This is a genomic window from Pseudoxanthomonas sp. F11 (genome assembly GCF_037046485.1).
Classification (GTDB): Bacteria; Pseudomonadota; Gammaproteobacteria; order Xanthomonadales; family Xanthomonadaceae; genus Pseudoxanthomonas_A.
Genome location: NZ_JBANLZ010000006.1, coordinates 57,403 through 73,661, shown reverse-complemented (window position 1 = coordinate 73,661; position 16,259 = coordinate 57,403). Strand labels below are relative to the sequence as shown.

At 67.3% G+C, this 16,259-nt stretch carries 17 protein-coding genes; 11 read left to right on the top strand and 6 right to left on the bottom strand.

Features of this window, described 5'->3' with window-relative positions:
- Positions 1 to 67 precede the first annotated feature (67 nt).
- The 3 genes from der (at position 68) to moeB (ending at position 3,878) form a co-directional block, all read left to right on the top strand.
- Positions 68 to 1,465: a ribosome biogenesis GTPase Der gene (der, locus tag V8246_RS16355; protein WP_336190176.1), complete on the top strand. Its 1,398-nt coding sequence runs from the start codon at positions 68 to 70 to the stop codon at positions 1,463 to 1,465.
- Complete coding sequence (gene glp / locus V8246_RS16350; protein ID WP_336190175.1) at positions 1,462 to 2,679, top strand: gephyrin-like molybdotransferase Glp; 1,218 nt, start codon at positions 1,462 to 1,464, stop codon at positions 2,677 to 2,679. Before der ends, glp begins: the two co-directional genes overlap by 4 nt.
- 62 nt (positions 2,680 to 2,741) lie before the next feature.
- Complete coding sequence (gene moeB / locus V8246_RS16345; RefSeq protein WP_336190174.1) at positions 2,742 to 3,878, top strand: molybdopterin-synthase adenylyltransferase MoeB; 1,137 nt, start codon at positions 2,742 to 2,744, stop codon at positions 3,876 to 3,878.
- Here moeB and V8246_RS16340 read toward each other — a convergent pair whose 3' ends face one another.
- Together V8246_RS16340 and V8246_RS16335 are read right to left on the bottom strand one after the other, a co-directional pair.
- Positions 3,879 to 4,448 carry an AraC family transcriptional regulator gene (locus V8246_RS16340; RefSeq protein WP_336190173.1) on the bottom strand — a complete coding sequence of 190 codons (570 nt, stop codon included), beginning with the start codon at positions 4,446 to 4,448 and terminating at the stop codon, positions 3,879 to 3,881.
- 78 nt (positions 4,449 to 4,526) lie between these two features.
- Positions 4,527 to 4,721, bottom strand: coding sequence for a hypothetical protein (locus tag V8246_RS16335; RefSeq protein ID WP_336190172.1), 195 nt, complete (start codon positions 4,719 to 4,721; stop codon positions 4,527 to 4,529).
- A gap of 220 nt (positions 4,722 to 4,941) precedes the next feature.
- Between V8246_RS16335 and V8246_RS16330 the strand changes: the two genes are divergently transcribed.
- The 3 genes from V8246_RS16330 to V8246_RS16320 all read left to right on the top strand — a co-directional run bounded on the left by V8246_RS16330 (position 4,942) and on the right by V8246_RS16320 (position 8,287).
- Entirely contained in the window at positions 4,942 to 5,715 is a 774-nt protein-coding gene (locus V8246_RS16330) for an SDR family oxidoreductase (protein WP_336190287.1), read from the top strand.
- 85 nt (positions 5,716 to 5,800) lie between these two features.
- Complete coding sequence (locus tag V8246_RS16325; RefSeq protein ID WP_336190171.1) at positions 5,801 to 6,346, top strand: hypothetical protein; 546 nt, start codon at positions 5,801 to 5,803, stop codon at positions 6,344 to 6,346.
- Between the two features lie 99 nt (positions 6,347 to 6,445).
- Positions 6,446 to 8,287, top strand: a complete 1,842-nt coding sequence (locus tag V8246_RS16320) for a monovalent cation:proton antiporter-2 (CPA2) family protein (protein WP_336190169.1) — start codon at positions 6,446 to 6,448, stop codon at positions 8,285 to 8,287.
- A gap of 9 nt (positions 8,288 to 8,296) precedes the next feature.
- On the opposite strand, the gene V8246_RS16315 is transcribed toward V8246_RS16320, so the two are convergent.
- Positions 8,297 to 9,088, bottom strand: a complete 792-nt coding sequence (locus V8246_RS16315) for an alpha/beta fold hydrolase (RefSeq protein WP_336190168.1) — start codon at positions 9,086 to 9,088, stop codon at positions 8,297 to 8,299.
- Positions 9,081 to 9,377, bottom strand: a complete 297-nt coding sequence (locus tag V8246_RS16310) for a DUF1244 domain-containing protein (protein WP_336190167.1) — start codon at positions 9,375 to 9,377, stop codon at positions 9,081 to 9,083. The genes V8246_RS16315 and V8246_RS16310 overlap by 8 nt, the downstream gene beginning before the upstream one ends.
- 70 nt (positions 9,378 to 9,447) lie before the next feature.
- On the opposite strand from V8246_RS16310, the gene folD reads away from it, so the two are divergent.
- From folD to tadA, 4 genes are all read left to right on the top strand, one after another.
- Entirely contained in the window at positions 9,448 to 10,305 is an 858-nt protein-coding gene (gene folD, locus V8246_RS16305; RefSeq protein ID WP_336190166.1) for a bifunctional methylenetetrahydrofolate dehydrogenase/methenyltetrahydrofolate cyclohydrolase FolD, read from the top strand.
- 107 nt (positions 10,306 to 10,412) lie between these two features.
- Entirely contained in the window at positions 10,413 to 11,870 is a 1,458-nt protein-coding gene (gene guaB, locus V8246_RS16300; protein ID WP_245093950.1) for an IMP dehydrogenase, read from the top strand.
- A 116-nt stretch (positions 11,871 to 11,986) separates the two neighbouring features.
- The gene (gene guaA, locus V8246_RS16295) at positions 11,987 to 13,552 is read left to right on the top strand and encodes a glutamine-hydrolyzing GMP synthase (protein WP_336190165.1); all 1,566 of its coding nucleotides are present in this window, start codon (positions 11,987 to 11,989) and stop codon (positions 13,550 to 13,552) included.
- A complete protein-coding gene (tadA, locus tag V8246_RS16290; protein ID WP_336190163.1) occupies positions 13,552 to 14,028 on the top strand; it encodes a tRNA adenosine(34) deaminase TadA in 477 nt (158 codons plus the stop codon). Before guaA ends, tadA begins: the two co-directional genes overlap by 1 nt.
- Here the strand turns inward: tadA and V8246_RS16285 are convergent.
- Positions 14,025 to 14,495, bottom strand: coding sequence for a DUF2721 domain-containing protein (locus tag V8246_RS16285; protein ID WP_336190162.1), 471 nt, complete (start codon positions 14,493 to 14,495; stop codon positions 14,025 to 14,027). The genes tadA and V8246_RS16285 overlap by 4 nt on opposite strands.
- Before the next feature lie 100 nt (positions 14,496 to 14,595).
- Here V8246_RS16285 and orn point away from each other — a divergent pair, with 100 nt between their 5' ends.
- Positions 14,596 to 15,159: an oligoribonuclease gene (gene orn / locus V8246_RS16280; RefSeq protein WP_336190160.1), complete on the top strand. Its 564-nt coding sequence runs from the start codon at positions 14,596 to 14,598 to the stop codon at positions 15,157 to 15,159.
- Between the two features lie 68 nt (positions 15,160 to 15,227).
- Here the strand turns inward: orn and V8246_RS16275 are convergent, their stop codons facing one another.
- A complete protein-coding gene (locus V8246_RS16275) occupies positions 15,228 to 16,178 on the bottom strand; it encodes a mechanosensitive ion channel domain-containing protein (protein ID WP_336190159.1) in 951 nt (316 codons plus the stop codon).
- Between the last annotated feature and the right edge of the window lie 81 nt (positions 16,179 to 16,259).

Below are 16,259 nucleotides of genomic sequence, written 5' to 3'. Positions count from 1 at the left end.
AGCGGCCCTGCCACGTGCGCAGCGGCGCGCATCCGGCGACCTTTCCATCCTTCGGTTGCCCCCCTGCATGTTGCCCCTCGTCGCCCTGGTGGGCCGTCCCAACGTCGGCAAGTCCACCCTGTTCAATGCGCTGACCCGCAGTCGTGATGCCCTGGTGCACGACCAGCCCGGTGTCACCCGCGACCGCAACTACGGCGTCTGCCGCCTGGATGCCGATGCCCCCTTCCTGGTGGTCGATACAGGCGGCATTGCCGGCGAGGAAGAGGGTCTGGCAGGCGCCACCGCGCGTCAGGCGCGCGCGGCCGCGGAAGAAGCGGACCTCGTGCTGTTCATCGTGGACGGACGCGAAGGCCCTTCCGCGCTGGACGATGAAATCCTCGCCTGGTTGCGCAAGACCGCGCGTCCAACCCTGCTGGTGATCAACAAGATCGACGGCATCAACGAATCCACGGCGCTGGCGGACTTCGCCCGCTACGGATTCTCGGATGTCACGACCATCTCGGCCTCGCATCGCCAGGGCATCGACGACCTGTTGTCCGAGGTACACGCGCGCCTGCCGGAAGAAGGCGCGAGTGAGGCGCTGGACGAAGATCCCGCCCGCATGCGCGTGGCTTTCGTCGGCCGTCCCAACGTGGGCAAATCCACGCTGGTGAATCGCCTGCTCGGCGAAGAACGCATGATCGCCTCCGAAGTGCCGGGCACCACGCGCGATTCCATCGCGGTCGACATGGAGCGCGACGGTCGCCAGTATCGCCTGATCGACACCGCCGGCTTGCGCCGCAAGGGCAAGGTGGAGGAGGCGGTCGAGAAGTTCAGCGTGGTCAAGACACTGCAGGCGATCGAGCAGTGCCAGGTCGCCGTGCTGCTGCTGGATGCCACCGAAGGCGTTACCGACCAGGATGCGACCGTGCTCGGCGCCGTGCTGGACGCCGGCCGTGCGCTGGTGGTGGCGATCAACAAGTGGGACGGGCTGACCGCCTACCAGCGTGAGCAGGCCGAAGCGCTGCTGGCGCGCAAGCTCGGATTCGTCGAGTGGGCCGAGGCCGTGCGGATCTCGGCCCTGCATGGCTCGGGCCTGCGCGAACTGTTCAAGGCGATCCATCGCGCGCATGCCTCGGCGACGAAGGAATTCGGCACCAGCGAGGTCAACAAGGCGCTGGAAATCGCATACGAGGCCAACCCGCCGCCGAGCATCCGCGGCCACGTCTCCAAGCTGCGCTACGTACACCCGGGCGGTGCCAATCCGCCGACCTTCATCGTGCATGGCACCCGCCTGAAGGTGCTGCCGGAGTCGTACAAGCGCTATCTGGAGAACTTCTTCCGCAAGCGCTTCAAGCTGGTCGGCACGCCGGTGCGCTTCATCTTCCGCGAAGGTGCCAACCCCTACGAAGGCAAGAAGAACGTGTTGACCGAGAAGCAGATCGCCAAGAAGCGCCGCCTGATCCGCCACGTCAAGCGCAAGTGAGCGCGTACCCCACCCGCATCGCCGTCGATGAAGCCATCGCGCTGATCCGGGATGCGGCGCAGTCGCGCCCCCTGGGTAGCGAGTCTCTCGCCCTCAACCGTGCCGGCGGCCGCGTGCTGGCCGATGCGGTTCGCGCGCCGATCGACCTGCCGTCGTTCGACAACAGCCGGATGGACGGCGTGGCGTTCGCGCATGCGAGCCTCGCTTCCGAAGGTCTGACGCGCCTGCGGCTGGTGGGACAGCAGTATGCGGGTGTGGTCCAGGGGCTGCGCGTCGGTCCCGGCGAATGCGTCCGCATCACGACGGGCGCGCCCTTGCCCGAGGGCACCGACACGGTCGCCATCCGTGAAGACATCATCGAAATAGACGGTGGCATCGAAGTGCCGGCAGGCGTGCGGCCTGGCGCGGATGTGCGGCGTATCGGCGAGGACGTGACCGCAGGTACCGAGGTGATGCGCAAGGGCCAGGTGCTGACCCCCGCGCGGATCGGACTGGCCGCAGCCCTGGGCCTGGCGACGCTGCCGGTGGCACGGCGTCCTACGGTGGCCGTGTTCACCACTGGCGATGAGCTGGTGGAACCCGGCCTGCCGCTGCGGCCCGGGCAGGTCTACAACAGCAACCGCGACCTGCTGATGGGCCTGCTGCGGGCCGAGGGCTTGGAGCCTACTGCGTGGCCTACGCTGCCCGACGACCCCGAGCGCATGCAGGTCATGCTGGCCGACGCCGCTTCGGCGTTCGATGTGGTCATCACCAGCGGGGGCGTGTCGGCGGGGCAGAAGGATCATCTTCCCGGTCTGCTGGGCGCGCACGGCCGCATCGCGTTCTGGAAGGTGCGCATGAAGCCGGGCATGCCGGTCCTGTTCGGCGAGTGGGACCGTGCGCTGTTTCTCTGCCTGCCCGGCAATCCGGTATCGACGCTGGCCACGCTGCTCACGCTCGGCCGTGCGCTGTTGGACGGTCTGCAGGGACGCGACGACCCGCGACCTGCCTGGCAGGCGCGTCTGGGCGCCGACTGGCGCAAGGGGCACGCCCGGGTGGAATTCCTGCGCGGCGAGTTGATGCCCGATGGCGGTGGCGGCCTGCGCGTGCTGCCGAATGCCGCCGACGCGTCCCACCAGCTGCGGGCGGCTGCCGACAGCAATGCCCTGATCGTGCTGCCGGAAGGGGTGCATGACTATGCCGAAGGCGATGTGGTCGACGTCATCCCGTATTGACGGCGACACCGCGTTCCAACCAGCGCACCGCCGTCGTGCGTCCCGTGCGTGATAATCCCGGCATGACGATCCGAGCCATTTCCCCTGACGACGTCGCCCTGTGGCTTGCCGAAGGTGCGGTGTTCATCGACGTGCGAGAGGACCACGAACGCGCCAATGGACAGGCAGCCGGTGCGCGCGGCGTCGCGAAGGCGCAGTTGCTGGCCGAACCGGACCGCCACCTTGCCGACCGCGACGCGCCCGTCGTGCTGATCTGTCAGATGGGCGGACGCTCGATGGACGCTGCGCGCGCACTCGAAGCCGCAGGCTACACGCGTCTGGCGTCCGTGGAAGGCGGCACACAGCGCTGGCGGGACGAGGGGCGGCCGATGGTTCGTCCGGACATGTCCGCTGAAACGATCGATTTCAATGAGCGTTACTCGCGACACCTGCTGCTGCCAGAAGTCGGCGTGGAAGGGCAGCGGCGACTCGAAGGCGCGCGGGTGCTGATGATCGGTGCGGGTGGTCTGGGATCGCCGGCGGCGTTCTATCTGGCGGCGGCCGGAGTAGGCCATCTGCGGATCGCCGATGACGACGTGGTGGACCGCAGCAATCTGCAGCGGCAGATCCTGCATACCGAAGCGCGCATCGGCGAACCGAAGGTGGCATCGGCGCAGGCCACGCTCGGTGCGCTCAATCCGCGGACGCAGGTCGACGCGGTGCAGGTGCGTGTCACCTCCGACAACATCGAACGGCTGCTGGAAGGCGTTGACGTGGTGCTGGATGGCGCGGACAACTTCCCGGTGCGCTACCTGCTCAACGATGCCTGCGTGAAGCTGGGCATCCCCTTGGTGTATGGCGCAGTGCAGCGGTTCGAAGGGCAGGTGAGCGTCTTCGATGCCGGCCGTCACCGCGGCGAACTGCCCTGCTATCGATGCCTGTTCCCGGAGCCGCCACCGCCGGAGTTTGCGCCGAACTGCGCGGAGGCCGGCGTGCTGGGCGTATTGCCCGGCGTGATCGGCCTGCTGCAGGCGACCGAAGTCGTCAAGCTGCTGCTCGACATCGGAGAGCCGTTGTCCGGGCGCCTGCTGCAGTTCGACGCACTGTCCATGCGTTTCCGCGAAACCCGTCTTCGCCACGATCCGGACTGCCCGGTATGCGCGGTTGGCCGACCATTCCCCGGCTACATCGATTACGCGGCTTTCTGCCGCGCCGTTTGATCAGTCCAGCGGACGCATCCGCAAGCCGTCACGGAACTGGCGCGGGGTGATGCCGGCATCCCGCTTGAACGCGGCGCTGAGATGGCTATGGCTGGAGAAGCCGCAGGCCAGCGCGATGCCGGTGATGTCGTCGTTGCGGTTGAGCAGATACCAGCGCGCACGCCGCAGGCGCTGCGCCAGGATGTACTGCGCCGGCGTGGTGCCGAAGGTGCAGCGGAACGCGATCAGCAGCTGGTGCATGCTCATGCCGGCCAGTGTTGCCAGGTCCGCCAGCGCGATGCGCTGGGCCAGGGCGCTTTCGATATGGTCGCTCAGTCGCCGCGCGATGGCGGGTGCAAGCGCGGTCGGCACCGGCGCCGATAAGGCGGGAAGCCGATAAGCCGCGTACAGATGCTGGAGCAGGAGCAGCTGCAGGCGCTCGGCCATCATGGTCGACAGGTCGTCGTCCTGCTGGCTGAGCCGGCCCAGGCGCGCGACGCTGCAGTGGAGGAATTCATCGCGATGGCACAGCCGTGGCATCAGCGCTTCGATGGGCGCGCGCCGGTCCACGCCCGTGTCCACGTTCGCCACGGGCGAGATGCGCAACTCGGCGTAGGTGATGACCTGTCCCGATGCCTGGCTGGCGTAGCGCTTTCCCGCCGGGACCAGCTAGATGTCGCCGGGTGAGGGCGGCATGTGGGTCGCGCCGACGCCGTCGATCTCGGTGTCCAGTTCGCGCATCGAACCGCCCAGGTGGACGATGACGGTGTGGCGCGGCTCATCGATGGCCCAGAGCGTGCGTTGGCGTATGTCTTCCTTGCAGAGCAGCAGCTCCACGCCTGGCCAGTGCGCCTGCGCCAGCACGCGGTATTGCGGGACCTGACCGGGTTCCGGATCGGCAACTGTCGCTGGTGCAGCGTGCGCTCCACTAATGTGATTTGAGACCGGAGAATTTGATAGCGGGCGGGACATCGTGAAAGCCGCAGGAATCCGTTCACTTCATCTTAGACGTGCCTCGTCGCGCTTGCCCACTCTGTCGTTGGGTATCGCCGCGAGACCCCGTCCCAAGCCAGAGGAGCATTTCATGACTGATCATTCCATTCGGGGCAAGGTCGCCTTGATCGCCGGCGGCGCCAAGAACCTCGGCGGCCTGATCGCCCGCGACCTCGCGCAACAAGGTGCTGCCGCCGTCGCGATCCATTACAACAGCGACGCGAGCCGGGCAGACGCGGAGAAGACGCTCGCCGCGGTCCGCGGCGCCGGTGCGCACGCCGTCGCGCTGCAGGGCGACCTGACCACGGCTGGCAGTGTCGAACGCCTGTTCGCCGATGCTGTCGCCGTTGTGGGCCGGCCGGACATTGCCATCAATACGGTGGGCAAGGTGCTGAAGAAACCCATCACGGACATCAGCGAAGCGGAGTACGACGAGATGACCGCGGTGAACGCCAAGGCCGCCTTCTTCTTCCTCAAGGAGGCTGGTCGCCACGTCAACGACAACGGCAAGGTCGTCACGCTGGTGACGTCGCTGCTGGGCGCGTTCACGCCGTTCTATGCCTCGTACGCGGGCACCAAGGCCCCGGTGGAGCATTTCACCCGGGCTGCGGCCAAGGAGTTCGGGACGCGCGGCATCTCGGTGACCGCGGTGGGTCCCGGTCCGATGGATACCCCGTTCTTCTACCCGGCAGAAGGGGCGGACGCGGTGGCGTACCACAAGACCGCCGCCGCGCTGTCGCCCTTCAGCAAGACCGGTCTGACGGACATCCAGGATGTAGTGCCCTTCATCCGCCATCTGGTGAGCGACGGCTGGTGGATCACGGGGCAGACGATCCTCATCAACGGCGGCTACACCACCAAGTGAAGGGGAGGGCGTGCTTGCGCTCTGCACATCCCGACCATTGCTGCGCTACGGTGGACGAACTCGCCCACGCCATGGAGAAAGCACCATGCGTACCCTGCTTCTCATCGTTGTCGGGCTGGTGATCGCGGGGATCGGCGTGCGGTCGGCGGGCGCTGCCAAGCGTCGCCTCGTGGCGGCGCTGTTTACCGTGGTCTGGCTGGTGGCCGTGATCTGGAACCTGCGCACTGGCATGTCCCATGGCTATTCGCTGCAGGAGGAGTTGCCGATCCAGGTGCTGATCTTCGGGGTACCGGTGGCGGCCGGCTGGCGGCTGGCGTGGAAGGCGCCGGCTGGCGGATGCCTCCAGTCCCCTGCGGGTGCCATCCTTGACCGCATATATCCCTCCCTTGCTGCGCACGTCAGGCCAGCCGGTGGAGGTCGTCGCCCACGTCGGGCAGTTCTTCGATCTGGTCCCTGTGTTCGCCGTGCCCAGCGGTTCCACTACCTGCCGGAACGCCACACACCGCTGGGCGTCCTGCGGAAGGCGATACTCTGGTTCGCCGTCCGGCTCGGTTGGCGACACCCCCTGTGTCAGTCACCGGTTCAACCTCGGGACGACGGAGCGGTGAACACGACCTCGCGGCATGGATGACGGTGTGGGCGGCGTTCCTTGTTCGTCGCCGACACCATGCAACGATGATGGAGCACGGCTGAGACATTCGCGCCGGGCGACATCCGGTAGACTCGCGGCATGAGTGCAGAATCCGGTGCCAGCCAACTGGTGAGTGTCGTCGCCCTGCTGGGTGCGGCGGTGGTGGCGGTGCCGATCTTCCGGCGTCTGGGCCTGGGCTCGGTGCTGGGCTATCTGGCCGCCGGCCTCGCGATCGGTCCGTTCGGACTGAAATGGTTCAACGACCCGCAATCCATCCTGCACGTCGCCGAACTGGGCGTGGTGATGTTCCTGTTCGTCATCGGCCTGGAGATGCGGCCCAGCCATCTGTGGAGCCTGCGCAGGCAGATCTTCGGCCTGGGCGCGCTGCAGATCGCGGTGTGCACGGTCCTGTTGACCGGCGTAGGCCTGGCCTTCGGCTATCCGTTGGCTGTTTCCTTCATCGGCGGCATGGGCTTCGTCCTGACGTCGACGGCCGTGGTGATGCAGTTGCTGGCCGAACGGGGCGACGTCGCGCTGCCGCACGGGCAGAAGGTGGTCTCGATCCTGCTGTTCGAAGACCTGCTGATCGTGCCGCTGCTGGTGCTGGTGGCCTTCATGTCGCCGCAGGTGGTGCAGCCCGAGGAAGGCTCGCGCTGGATGTCCATCGGCATCGGCGTGGCGTCGCTGGCCGGCCTGATCGCCGCAGGCATCTGGCTGCTCAATCCCCTGTTCCGCGTGCTGGCGGCGGCGAAGGCGCGCGAGGTCATGACCGCGGCGGCATTGCTCGTCGTGCTGGGGGCGGCGCTGCTGATGCAACTGGGCGGGCTGTCGATGGCAATGGGCGCCTTCCTGGCGGGCGTACTGTTGTCGGAATCCACCTTCCGCCACCAGATCGAAGCCGACATCGAACCGTTCCGCGGCATCCTGCTGGGCCTGTTCTTCCTGGGCGTGGGCATGGCGCTGGACCTGGGCGTGGTGGCGAGCAACTGGCCGCTGATCGTCGGTGCGGTACTGGCGATGATGGTGGTCAAGGCGGCGTGCATCTACGTCGTCGCGCGGGTGACCCGCAGTCCCCATGCCGAAGCGCTGGATCGTGCGGTGCTGATGGCGCAGGGCGGCGAGTTCGCCTTCGTGCTGTTCGCCGCTGCGGCGGCGGCCGGCATCATCGATGCGACGGTCAACGCCAACCTCACCGCCATCGTGGTGCTGTCGATGGCGCTGACGCCGCTGTTCGTGCTGCTATTGCGTCGTTTCACCCACCCGGAAGCGCCTTCGATGGAGGGCATCGAGGAGGCGAACGGTCTTTCAGGCAGCGTGCTGATCATCGGGTTCGGCCGCTTCGGCCAGGTGATGAGCCAGTCGCTGCTCGCCCGCGACGTGGACGTGACCATCATCGACACCGACATCGAGATGATCCGAAACGCCGAGGAGTTCGGCTTCAAGATCTACTACGGCGACGGCACGCGGCTGGACGTGCTGCGTGCCTGCGGTGCGCAGACCGCCCAGTCGATCGCGATATGCATCGACGACAAGGATGCGGCCAACCGTATCGTCGAACTGGTCAGGCACGAGTTCCCGCAGGCCCAGGTGCTGGTGCGTTCGTTCGACCGCGAGCATTCGCTCGCATTGATCGGCGCAGGGGTCGACTACCAGATCCGTGAGACGTTCGAGTCCGCGGTCGAGTTCGGCAAGGCGGCGCTAATGAGCGTGGGCGCGTCGCGCGAGGATGCGGAAAGCATCGCCCTGGAAATCCGCAGGCGCGACGCCGAACGGCTGGAACTGGAGATCGCCGGCGGCGACCTGCGTTCCGGCATTCCGGCACTCTACGGCAACGCGAAGCACACCAAGCCGACCCCGACGCCCTTCACCAAGCCCAAGCGCGAGGCGAAGGCACTCAACGAAGAAGCCGCCGAGATCATCGGCGAGGAAGAAGAGGAGTAGCCGGCGCGCTCAGTCGGTGCCCATCGCCAGGAAATCGCCGATGGCCGACCAGTAGGCCGGGTCGAGCGACAGGTCGTCGTGGCCAGCCGCGGGGAACTCGACCACCTGTGCCGGCCGCCCCAGCGCCTTGAGCAGCCGGTCGGTGTGCACGGGCGTTACCACGTTGTCCTGGCCGGCGCGCAGGACCAACAGTCGCCCCTGGTGGCGCGGCAGGCGCACGGCCGAGTCGTAGCGGTCGCGAAGCAGCAGGCCGACCGGGAACATCGGGTAGTGCGCCTGTGCGACCGCTGCCAGGCTGTCGAACGGGGTCACCAGCACCAGGGCGGGCACCCGGCGTTCGGCGGCGACAAAGGTCGCCACGGCACTGCCCAGGCTGCGACCGGCCACGGCGACCTGGCCGCCGGCATGCCGCTTCGCGATGTCGTCGTGCAGGGCCAGTGCATCCGCAAGCAGGCGGGTCTCCGTCGGTTCGCCATCGCTGGCCCCATAACCCCGGTACGCGACCAGGTATACCGTGCGCGAGGGCAGGGCGCGCATGAAGGCCTCCCTGTTTTGCTCCACCGACTCGGCGTTGCCGCCGAAGTAGAGCAGGGCGTCCCGGCGGCCGGGATTGACGACCCAGCCACGCAGGACCACGTCCTGCCGCGCCAGTGCGAAGTCCGTCTGCGTGGCGTTTACCCGGGTGAACTGGGGGTAGTAGATCAGCCGTCGCTGCTGCAGGTACAGCAGCGCGCACAGGGCGGTATAGACAACGAGGACGGCGCCAGCACCCCATGCCAGCATCCGGCGCGGCCTAGCCATGTCGCTCCTGCGCGGCCTTGAACGCGGCCAGCTGTTCCGGGGTGGCCTCGCGCTGGTGGCGTGCGTTCCAGTCGGCGAAGGGCATGCCGTAGATGCGTTCGCGCGCCTGGTCCTTGTCCATCGTCATTCCGGCCTCGTGGGCGGCCTCGCGATACCAGTCGGCCAGGCAGTTGCGGCAGAAACCGGCCAGGATCATCAGGTCGATGTTCTGCACATCGGTGCGCTCCTGGTTGAGATGCTTGAGCAGGCGGCGGAAGGCGGCGGCTTCCAGGGCGTCGGTGTCGGTCATGGGGTTGGCGGGTCGCGTTGAGGTGGGGGAATCGGGGACAATAGGCGCCGACTCTACACCGCGCTTCCCCATGACTGCCCGAATCCTGGACGGCCGCCGCATCGCCGAGAACCTGCTGGACGAACTGAAGGTCCGGGTGGACGCGCGGGTGGCGGCAGGCATGAACCGGCCCGGGCTGGCGGTGGTGCTGGTGGGCGGCGACCCGGCCTCGGCCGTGTACGTGCGCAACAAGCGGCGGGCCGCGGAGAAGGTCGGCATCGAGGCCTTCGACTACGACCTGCCGACCGGCACCTCCGAGGCGCAGCTGCTGGCCCTGATCGATGAGTTGAATGCCGATCCGAAGATCCATGGCATCCTCATCCAGTTGCCGCTGCCGGGCATTCCCGACGCCAGCCGCCTGATCGAGCGCATCGATCCTCGCAAGGACGTGGACGGCTTCCATCCGGCCAACGTCGGCCACCTGGCCCTGCGCCAGTTCGGCCTGCGGCCCTGCACGCCGCGCGGCATCACCACCTTGCTGGGCTATACGGACCAGCCGGTGCGGGGTCGCAATGCCACCATCGTGGGCGTCAGCAACCATGTCGGTCGCCCGATGGCGCTGGAACTGCTGATCGCCGGCTGCACGGTGACCAGCTGCCACAAGTTCACCCCGCGCGACGTACTGCAGGCCCGCGTCGGCGATGCCGACATCCTGGTGGTCGCGGCGGGCAAGCCGGGCCTGATCCCCGGCGAATGGGTCAAACCGGGCGCGGTGGTCATCGATGTCGGCATCAACCGGCTGGACGATGGCCGTCTGGTCGGTGATGTGGGCTTCGATGCCGCCGCGCAGCGGGCCAGCTGGATCACCCCTGTGCCGGGCGGAGTAGGCCCGATGACGGTGGCCACGCTGATGCAAAACACCCTGGAAGCGGCCGAAGCCGGCATTTGAGGCGCGTCCCGGGCACGGGGAAAGCAGCGTTCCGTCAGCGGCGGACTCCGGAAGCCGTGCCGATCAGGGTATAATGCCGCGCTTCCCCAACTCTCCCGGGCCCGCCGATGCTGCGCATCCAGGCTGAAGCACTGACGTACGACGACGTCTCCCTCGTTCCCGCCCATTCCACGGTCCTGCCCAAGGATGTCAGCCTGGAGACGCGCCTCACGCGCGACCTGCGGCTGAAGCTGCCGATCGTCTCGGCCGCCATGGACACCGTCACCGAGGCGCGCCTGGCCATCGCCATGGCCCAGCTGGGCGGCATCGGCATCCTGCACAAGAACCTGACCGTCGAACAGCAGGCCGCCGAAGTGGCCAAGGTCAAGAAGTTCGAGGCGGGCGTGATCAAGGAGCCCTTCACCGTCGGGCCCGAAACGACTATCGCCGAGGTGCTCAAGCTCACCCGTGCGCGCAACATCTCCGGCGTGCCGGTCGTCGACGGCGGCCAACTGGTCGGCATCGTCACCAGCCGCGACATGCGCTTCGAGAAGAAGCTCGACGATCCAGTGCGCCACATCATGACCAAGAAGGATCGCCTGGTCACGGTGAAGGAGGGCGCCAGCGACGATGAAGTGCTGCAGCTGCTGCACAAGCACCGCATCGAGAAGGTGCTGGTGGTCAACGACGCCTTCGACCTGCGCGGCCTGATCACCGTCAAGGACATCCAGAAGAAGACCGACAACCCCAACGCCGCCAAGGACAGCGCAAGCCGCCTGGTCGTGGGCGCCGCGGTGGGCGTGGGCGGCGATACCGACCAGCGCGTCGAAGCGCTGGTGGCCGCTGGCGTGGACGTCATCATCGTCGACACCGCGCATGGCCACTCGCAGGGCGTGCTGGACCGCGTGGCCTGGGTCAAGAAGCGCTTCCCGCAGATCCAGGTGATCGGCGGCAACATCGTCACCGGCGATGCCGCGCTGGCGCTGATGGATGCCGGCGCCGACGCGGTGAAGGTGGGCGTTGGCCCGGGTTCGATCTGCACCACCCGCATGGTGGCCGGCGTGGGCGTGCCGCAGATCACCGCGATCGACATGGTGGCCGAAGCCCTGCAGGACCGCATTCCGCTGATCGCCGACGGCGGCATCCGCTATTCGGGCGATATCGGCAAGGCGATCGCCGCCGGTGCGTCTACGGTGATGATCGGCGGACTGTTTGCCGGCACCGAGGAGGCGCCGGGCGAAGTCGAACTGTTCCAGGGCCGAAGCTACAAGAGCTACCGCGGCATGGGCAGCCTGGGCGCGATGGAGAAGGGGTCCAAGGACCGCTACTTCCAGGACGCCAGCGACGCCGACAAGCTGGTGCCGGAAGGCATCGAAGGCCGCGTGCCGTACCGCGGTTCGGTCGGTGGCATCATCCACCAGCTGGTCGGCGGCCTGCGCGCGACGATGGGCTACGTGGGCTGCGCCACCATCGAGGAGATGCGCGCCAGGCCGAAGTTCGTGGTCATCACGGGTGCCGGCCAGCGCGAGAGCCACGTGCACGATGTGCAGATCACAAAGGAACCACCGAACTACCGCATGGGGTGAGGCGCGGGAGTGAGTGAAGAGGAGTGAGGAGTGAGAGAAAAGCTCCGGCACTCCTCTCCTCTTTCCGGCCCCGCTTTTTGCTCACTCCTCACTCCTCGCCACTCACTTCTCGCTCCATGACCAACATCCACACCGACAAGATCCTCATCCTCGACTTCGGCGCGCAGTACACGCAGCTGATCGCCCGCCGCATCCGCGAGATCGGTGTCTACTGCGAGATCTGGGCGTGGGACCACGACCCGGAGGAGATCGCGAGGTTCGGCGCCAAGGGCATCATCCTGTCGGGCGGTCCGGAATCGACCACGCAGCACGGTGCTCCGGCCGCGCCTCAGCAGGTGTTCGACAGCGGCCTGCCGATCCTCGGCATCTGCTACGGCATGCAGACGCTGGCCGCGCAGCTGGGCGGCGCGACGGAAGCCGCCGACGCGCGCGAATTCGGTCATGCCGAAGTGCAGCTGGTCGCGCACGATGCGCTGCTGGGTGGCCTGAGCGATCATCAGGGCGAGCCGCGCATCGACGTGTGGATGAGCCATGGCGATCACGTCGCCAAGGCGCCACCGGGGTGGACGATCACCGCCACCACCGACCGCATCCCGGTCGCGGCGATGGCGCTGGAGGAAAAGCGCTGGTACGGCGTGCAGTTCCATCCGGAAGTCACCCACACCAAGCAGGGCCAGACGCTGCTGCGCCGCTTCGTCGCCGAGATCTGCGGCTGCAAGACACTGTGGACGGCCGCGAACATCATCGACGACCAGATCGCCCGTGTGCGCGAGCAGGTCGGTTCGGACGAGGTGATCCTCGGCCTGTCAGGCGGCGTGGATTCCTCGGTCGTCGCCGCGCTGTTGCACAAGGCGATCGGCGACCAGCTGACCTGCGTGTTCGTCGACACCGGCCTGCTGCGCTGGCAGGAGGGCGACCAGGTGATGGCGATGTTCGCCGAGCACATGGGTGTCAAAGTGGTGCGCGTCGATGCGGCGGACCGCTATTTCAAGGCGCTGGAAGGAGTCGCCGACCCGGAAGCCAAGCGCAAGATCATCGGCAACCTGTTCGTCGAGATCTTCGAGGAAGAGTCGAACAAGCTGACGAACGCCAAGTGGCTGGCCCAGGGCACGATCTATCCGGACGTGATCGAGTCGGCCGGCAGCAAGACCGGCAAGGCGCACGTCATCAAGAGCCACCACAACGTCGGCGGCCTGCCCGAGCACATGAAGCTGGGCCTGGTGGAGCCGTTGCGCGAGCTGTTCAAGGACGAAGTGCGCCGGCTCGGCGTCGAACTCGGTCTGCCGCGCACGATGGTCTACCGCCACCCGTTCCCGGGCCCGGGCCTGGGCGTTCGCATCCTGGGCGAAGTCAAGCCCGAATACGCCGAGCTGCTGGCCAGGGCCGACGCGATCTTCATCGACGAACTGCGCAAGGCCGACCTGTACGACAAGACCTCGCAGGCGTTCGCGGTGTTCCTGCCGGTGAAGTCCGTGGGCGTGGTCGGCGACGCGCGCGCGTACGAATGGGTCATCGCGTTGCGTGCGGTCGAGACGATCGACTTCATGACCGCGCACTGGGCGCACCTGCCGTACGAGTTCCTCGGCACGGTCAGCAACCGGATCATCAACGAGTTGCGCGGCGTCTCGCGCGTGGTCTACGACATCTCGGGCAAGCCGCCAGCCACCATCGAGTGGGAGTGATGACCGGTCTGGACGACGAGCAATGGATGCGCCACGCCTTCGCGCTGGCGGACCGGGCCGAGCGCGAATTCGACGAGATCCCGGTAGGCGCCGTCCTGGTCGGCGCCGACGGGCAGGTGCTGGGTGAGGGCTGGAACCGCAACATCGCCGACCACGACCCCACGGCCCATGCCGAAATCGTCGCGATGCGCGAGGCCGGGCGGGCATTGGGCAACCACCGCCTGGTGGGCTGCACCCTTTACGTGACGCTCGAGCCATGCGCCATGTGCGCCATGGCGCTGGTGCATGCGCGCGTCGCGCGCGTGGTGTATGGCGCCTCCGATCCGAAGACGGGCGCGTGCGGCAGCGTGTTCGACCTGATCGCCGATCCCCGGCACAACCATCGCGTCGAAGTCGTCGGGGGCGTGTTGGGCGACGAAGCCGGGCGCCGACTGACCAACTACTTTCGCGCCAAGCGCGGCCGCCCCTTGGTCTAGCCGGCCGCCGGCGGCGCCTTGCGCTTCACCTTGCGGTGGTCCATCTCTTCGTTGATGGCGGTCACCGCCAGCGTGGATTCGCGCGCCAGCAGCAGGCTGGCCGCCAGCATCGCGACAACGCCAACCGCGGCCAGCCAGGTGGGGACTGAACCGAGCCGGTGTCCGGTGAAGGTGTCCACCGCCACGGCCAGGCTGGTGCCCACGAAGCAGCTGATGGCGCCGTACAACAGCTGGCCCGCGCGCAGGATGATCAGGCTGCGCTGACGCTGCAGGGCGATGCGCTTCTCCAGCAGCGAGCGTTCCGACTCCTCTTCCACGTCGGACAGTTCGCGCAAGAGGGTGCGTGCGCGGTCGATGATGCGTGCCAGGCGGTTGTTGGCGGAAAGCAGCAGCGAGGCGGTCGCCGTCAGGAAGAACGCCGGGGCCAGCATCGCGGTGAGCACGGTGTGGTCGGTGGAAGGAGTCATGGGCCGGTCGCGGGAAAGGTCTGCGTTATGATGACATGATGCGGTTCGTCCGCATTCCCGGTGTGGATTCCCGGGCTCTTCTCCCGTCACGGACCGCTGCATGACCTCGCACAACGCGCATACCGACCGCCTGATCTGGATCGACCTCGAAATGACCGGGCTCGATACCGACCGCGATTCCATCCTCGAGATCGCCACGGTGGTCACCGATTCCAGGTTGAACGTGTTGGCCGAAGGCCCGGAATTCGCCATCGCCCATCCGGTGGCGGTGCTGGAGGCCATGGACGACTGGAATCGCAACCAGCATGGCAGGTCGGGCCTGTGGAAGCGGGTGGTGGAGAGCGGGGTGACGCTGGGCCAGGCCGAGGCGCAGACGGTCGCGTTCCTTGCCGAATGGGTGCCGGCCGGCGCCTCGCCGATGTGCGGCAATTCGATCTGCCAGGATCGCCGTTTCCTGCACCGGCTGATGCCGCGACTTGAGAAGTACTTCCACTACCGCAACCTGGATGTCAGTACCCTCAAGGAACTGGCCCGTCGCTGGGCGCCGCAGGTGCTGGAGGGCGTGCGCAAGCAGGCCAGCCACACCGCCCTGAGCGACGTGCGCGACTCGATCGAGGAACTGCGCCACTACCGCAGGCACATGGCGGCAATGGCCGGCGAATGACGTGGCGTGCGCCAAGCGCACGACCTTGCAGAACCACCCATCGTCGTGCGTCGCGTGCCCGGCGCACGTTACGTGGCCGGCTTGGCCACGTCGCCGTCGTCGGCGACGCCCCTGGTGATGATGTCGGTCAGCGGCGTGCCGTCGGCATTGTGGTGGTACACATGCAGGTCGCGCTGCGGGTACGGGATGTTCAGGCCGTTGCCGATGATCTCGGTACGCACGGCTTCGGTGAGATCGCTCCTGGTCTCGCCGAAATCCTTGGTCTTCGTCCACGCGAGCAGGATGAGGTCGACGCTGCTTTCGCTCAGCTTGCTGACGATCACGCTGGGCGCCGGCTCGTCCAGCACCAGCGGGTGGTCGTTGGCGAGTTTCAGCAGGACGGCCTTGGCCTGCTTGAGGTCGTCGTCGTAGCCCACGCCCACCGGGATGTCGATGCGGCGGTGCGGCTTGGCGGTGAAGTTGATGATCGGCGCGGTGGTGATCAGGCTGTTCGGCAGCACGATCAGGCGGTTGTCGAGCGTGCGCATCCGCGTCTGGAAGATGCGGACCTCCTCGATGATGCCCTCCAGTCCCGCCGCCTGCACGTAGTCGCCGTCGCGGAACGGACGCAGCACGATCAGCATCACGCCCGAGGCGATGTTGGACAGCGAATCCTTCAGGGCCAGGCCCACCGCCAGGCCGGCGGCGCCCAGTACGGCCAGCATCGAGGTGGGATTCACGCCCAGCGAGGTGAGCGCGGTGATGATCACCAGCACCATCATCGCGGCGTAGCTGGCGCGGCGCAGGAAACCTCCCAGCGTGGCGTCCGCGTGGGTACGTCCCAGCACGCGTTCCAGGCCGGTGCTCAGGCGCTTGGCCAGCCACATGCCCACCAGGAAGATGACGACGGCGGCCAGCAGTTTCAGCCCCCAGGTTTCCAGCAACTGCAGCCAGTCGATGCCGCGCAGTTCCTTCATGAAGGCGGCGGGCTCGGTGGGGATGTCGGGCAGGACGGGCGGGGTCTTGGCTGGGGCGGACATCGGGCTTCCGGAAATGAAGCACGCCCCGTCAGGGGCGTGCGGTGGCATGCGGCGATGGTAACCGCCTTCGCGTGAAGGCGG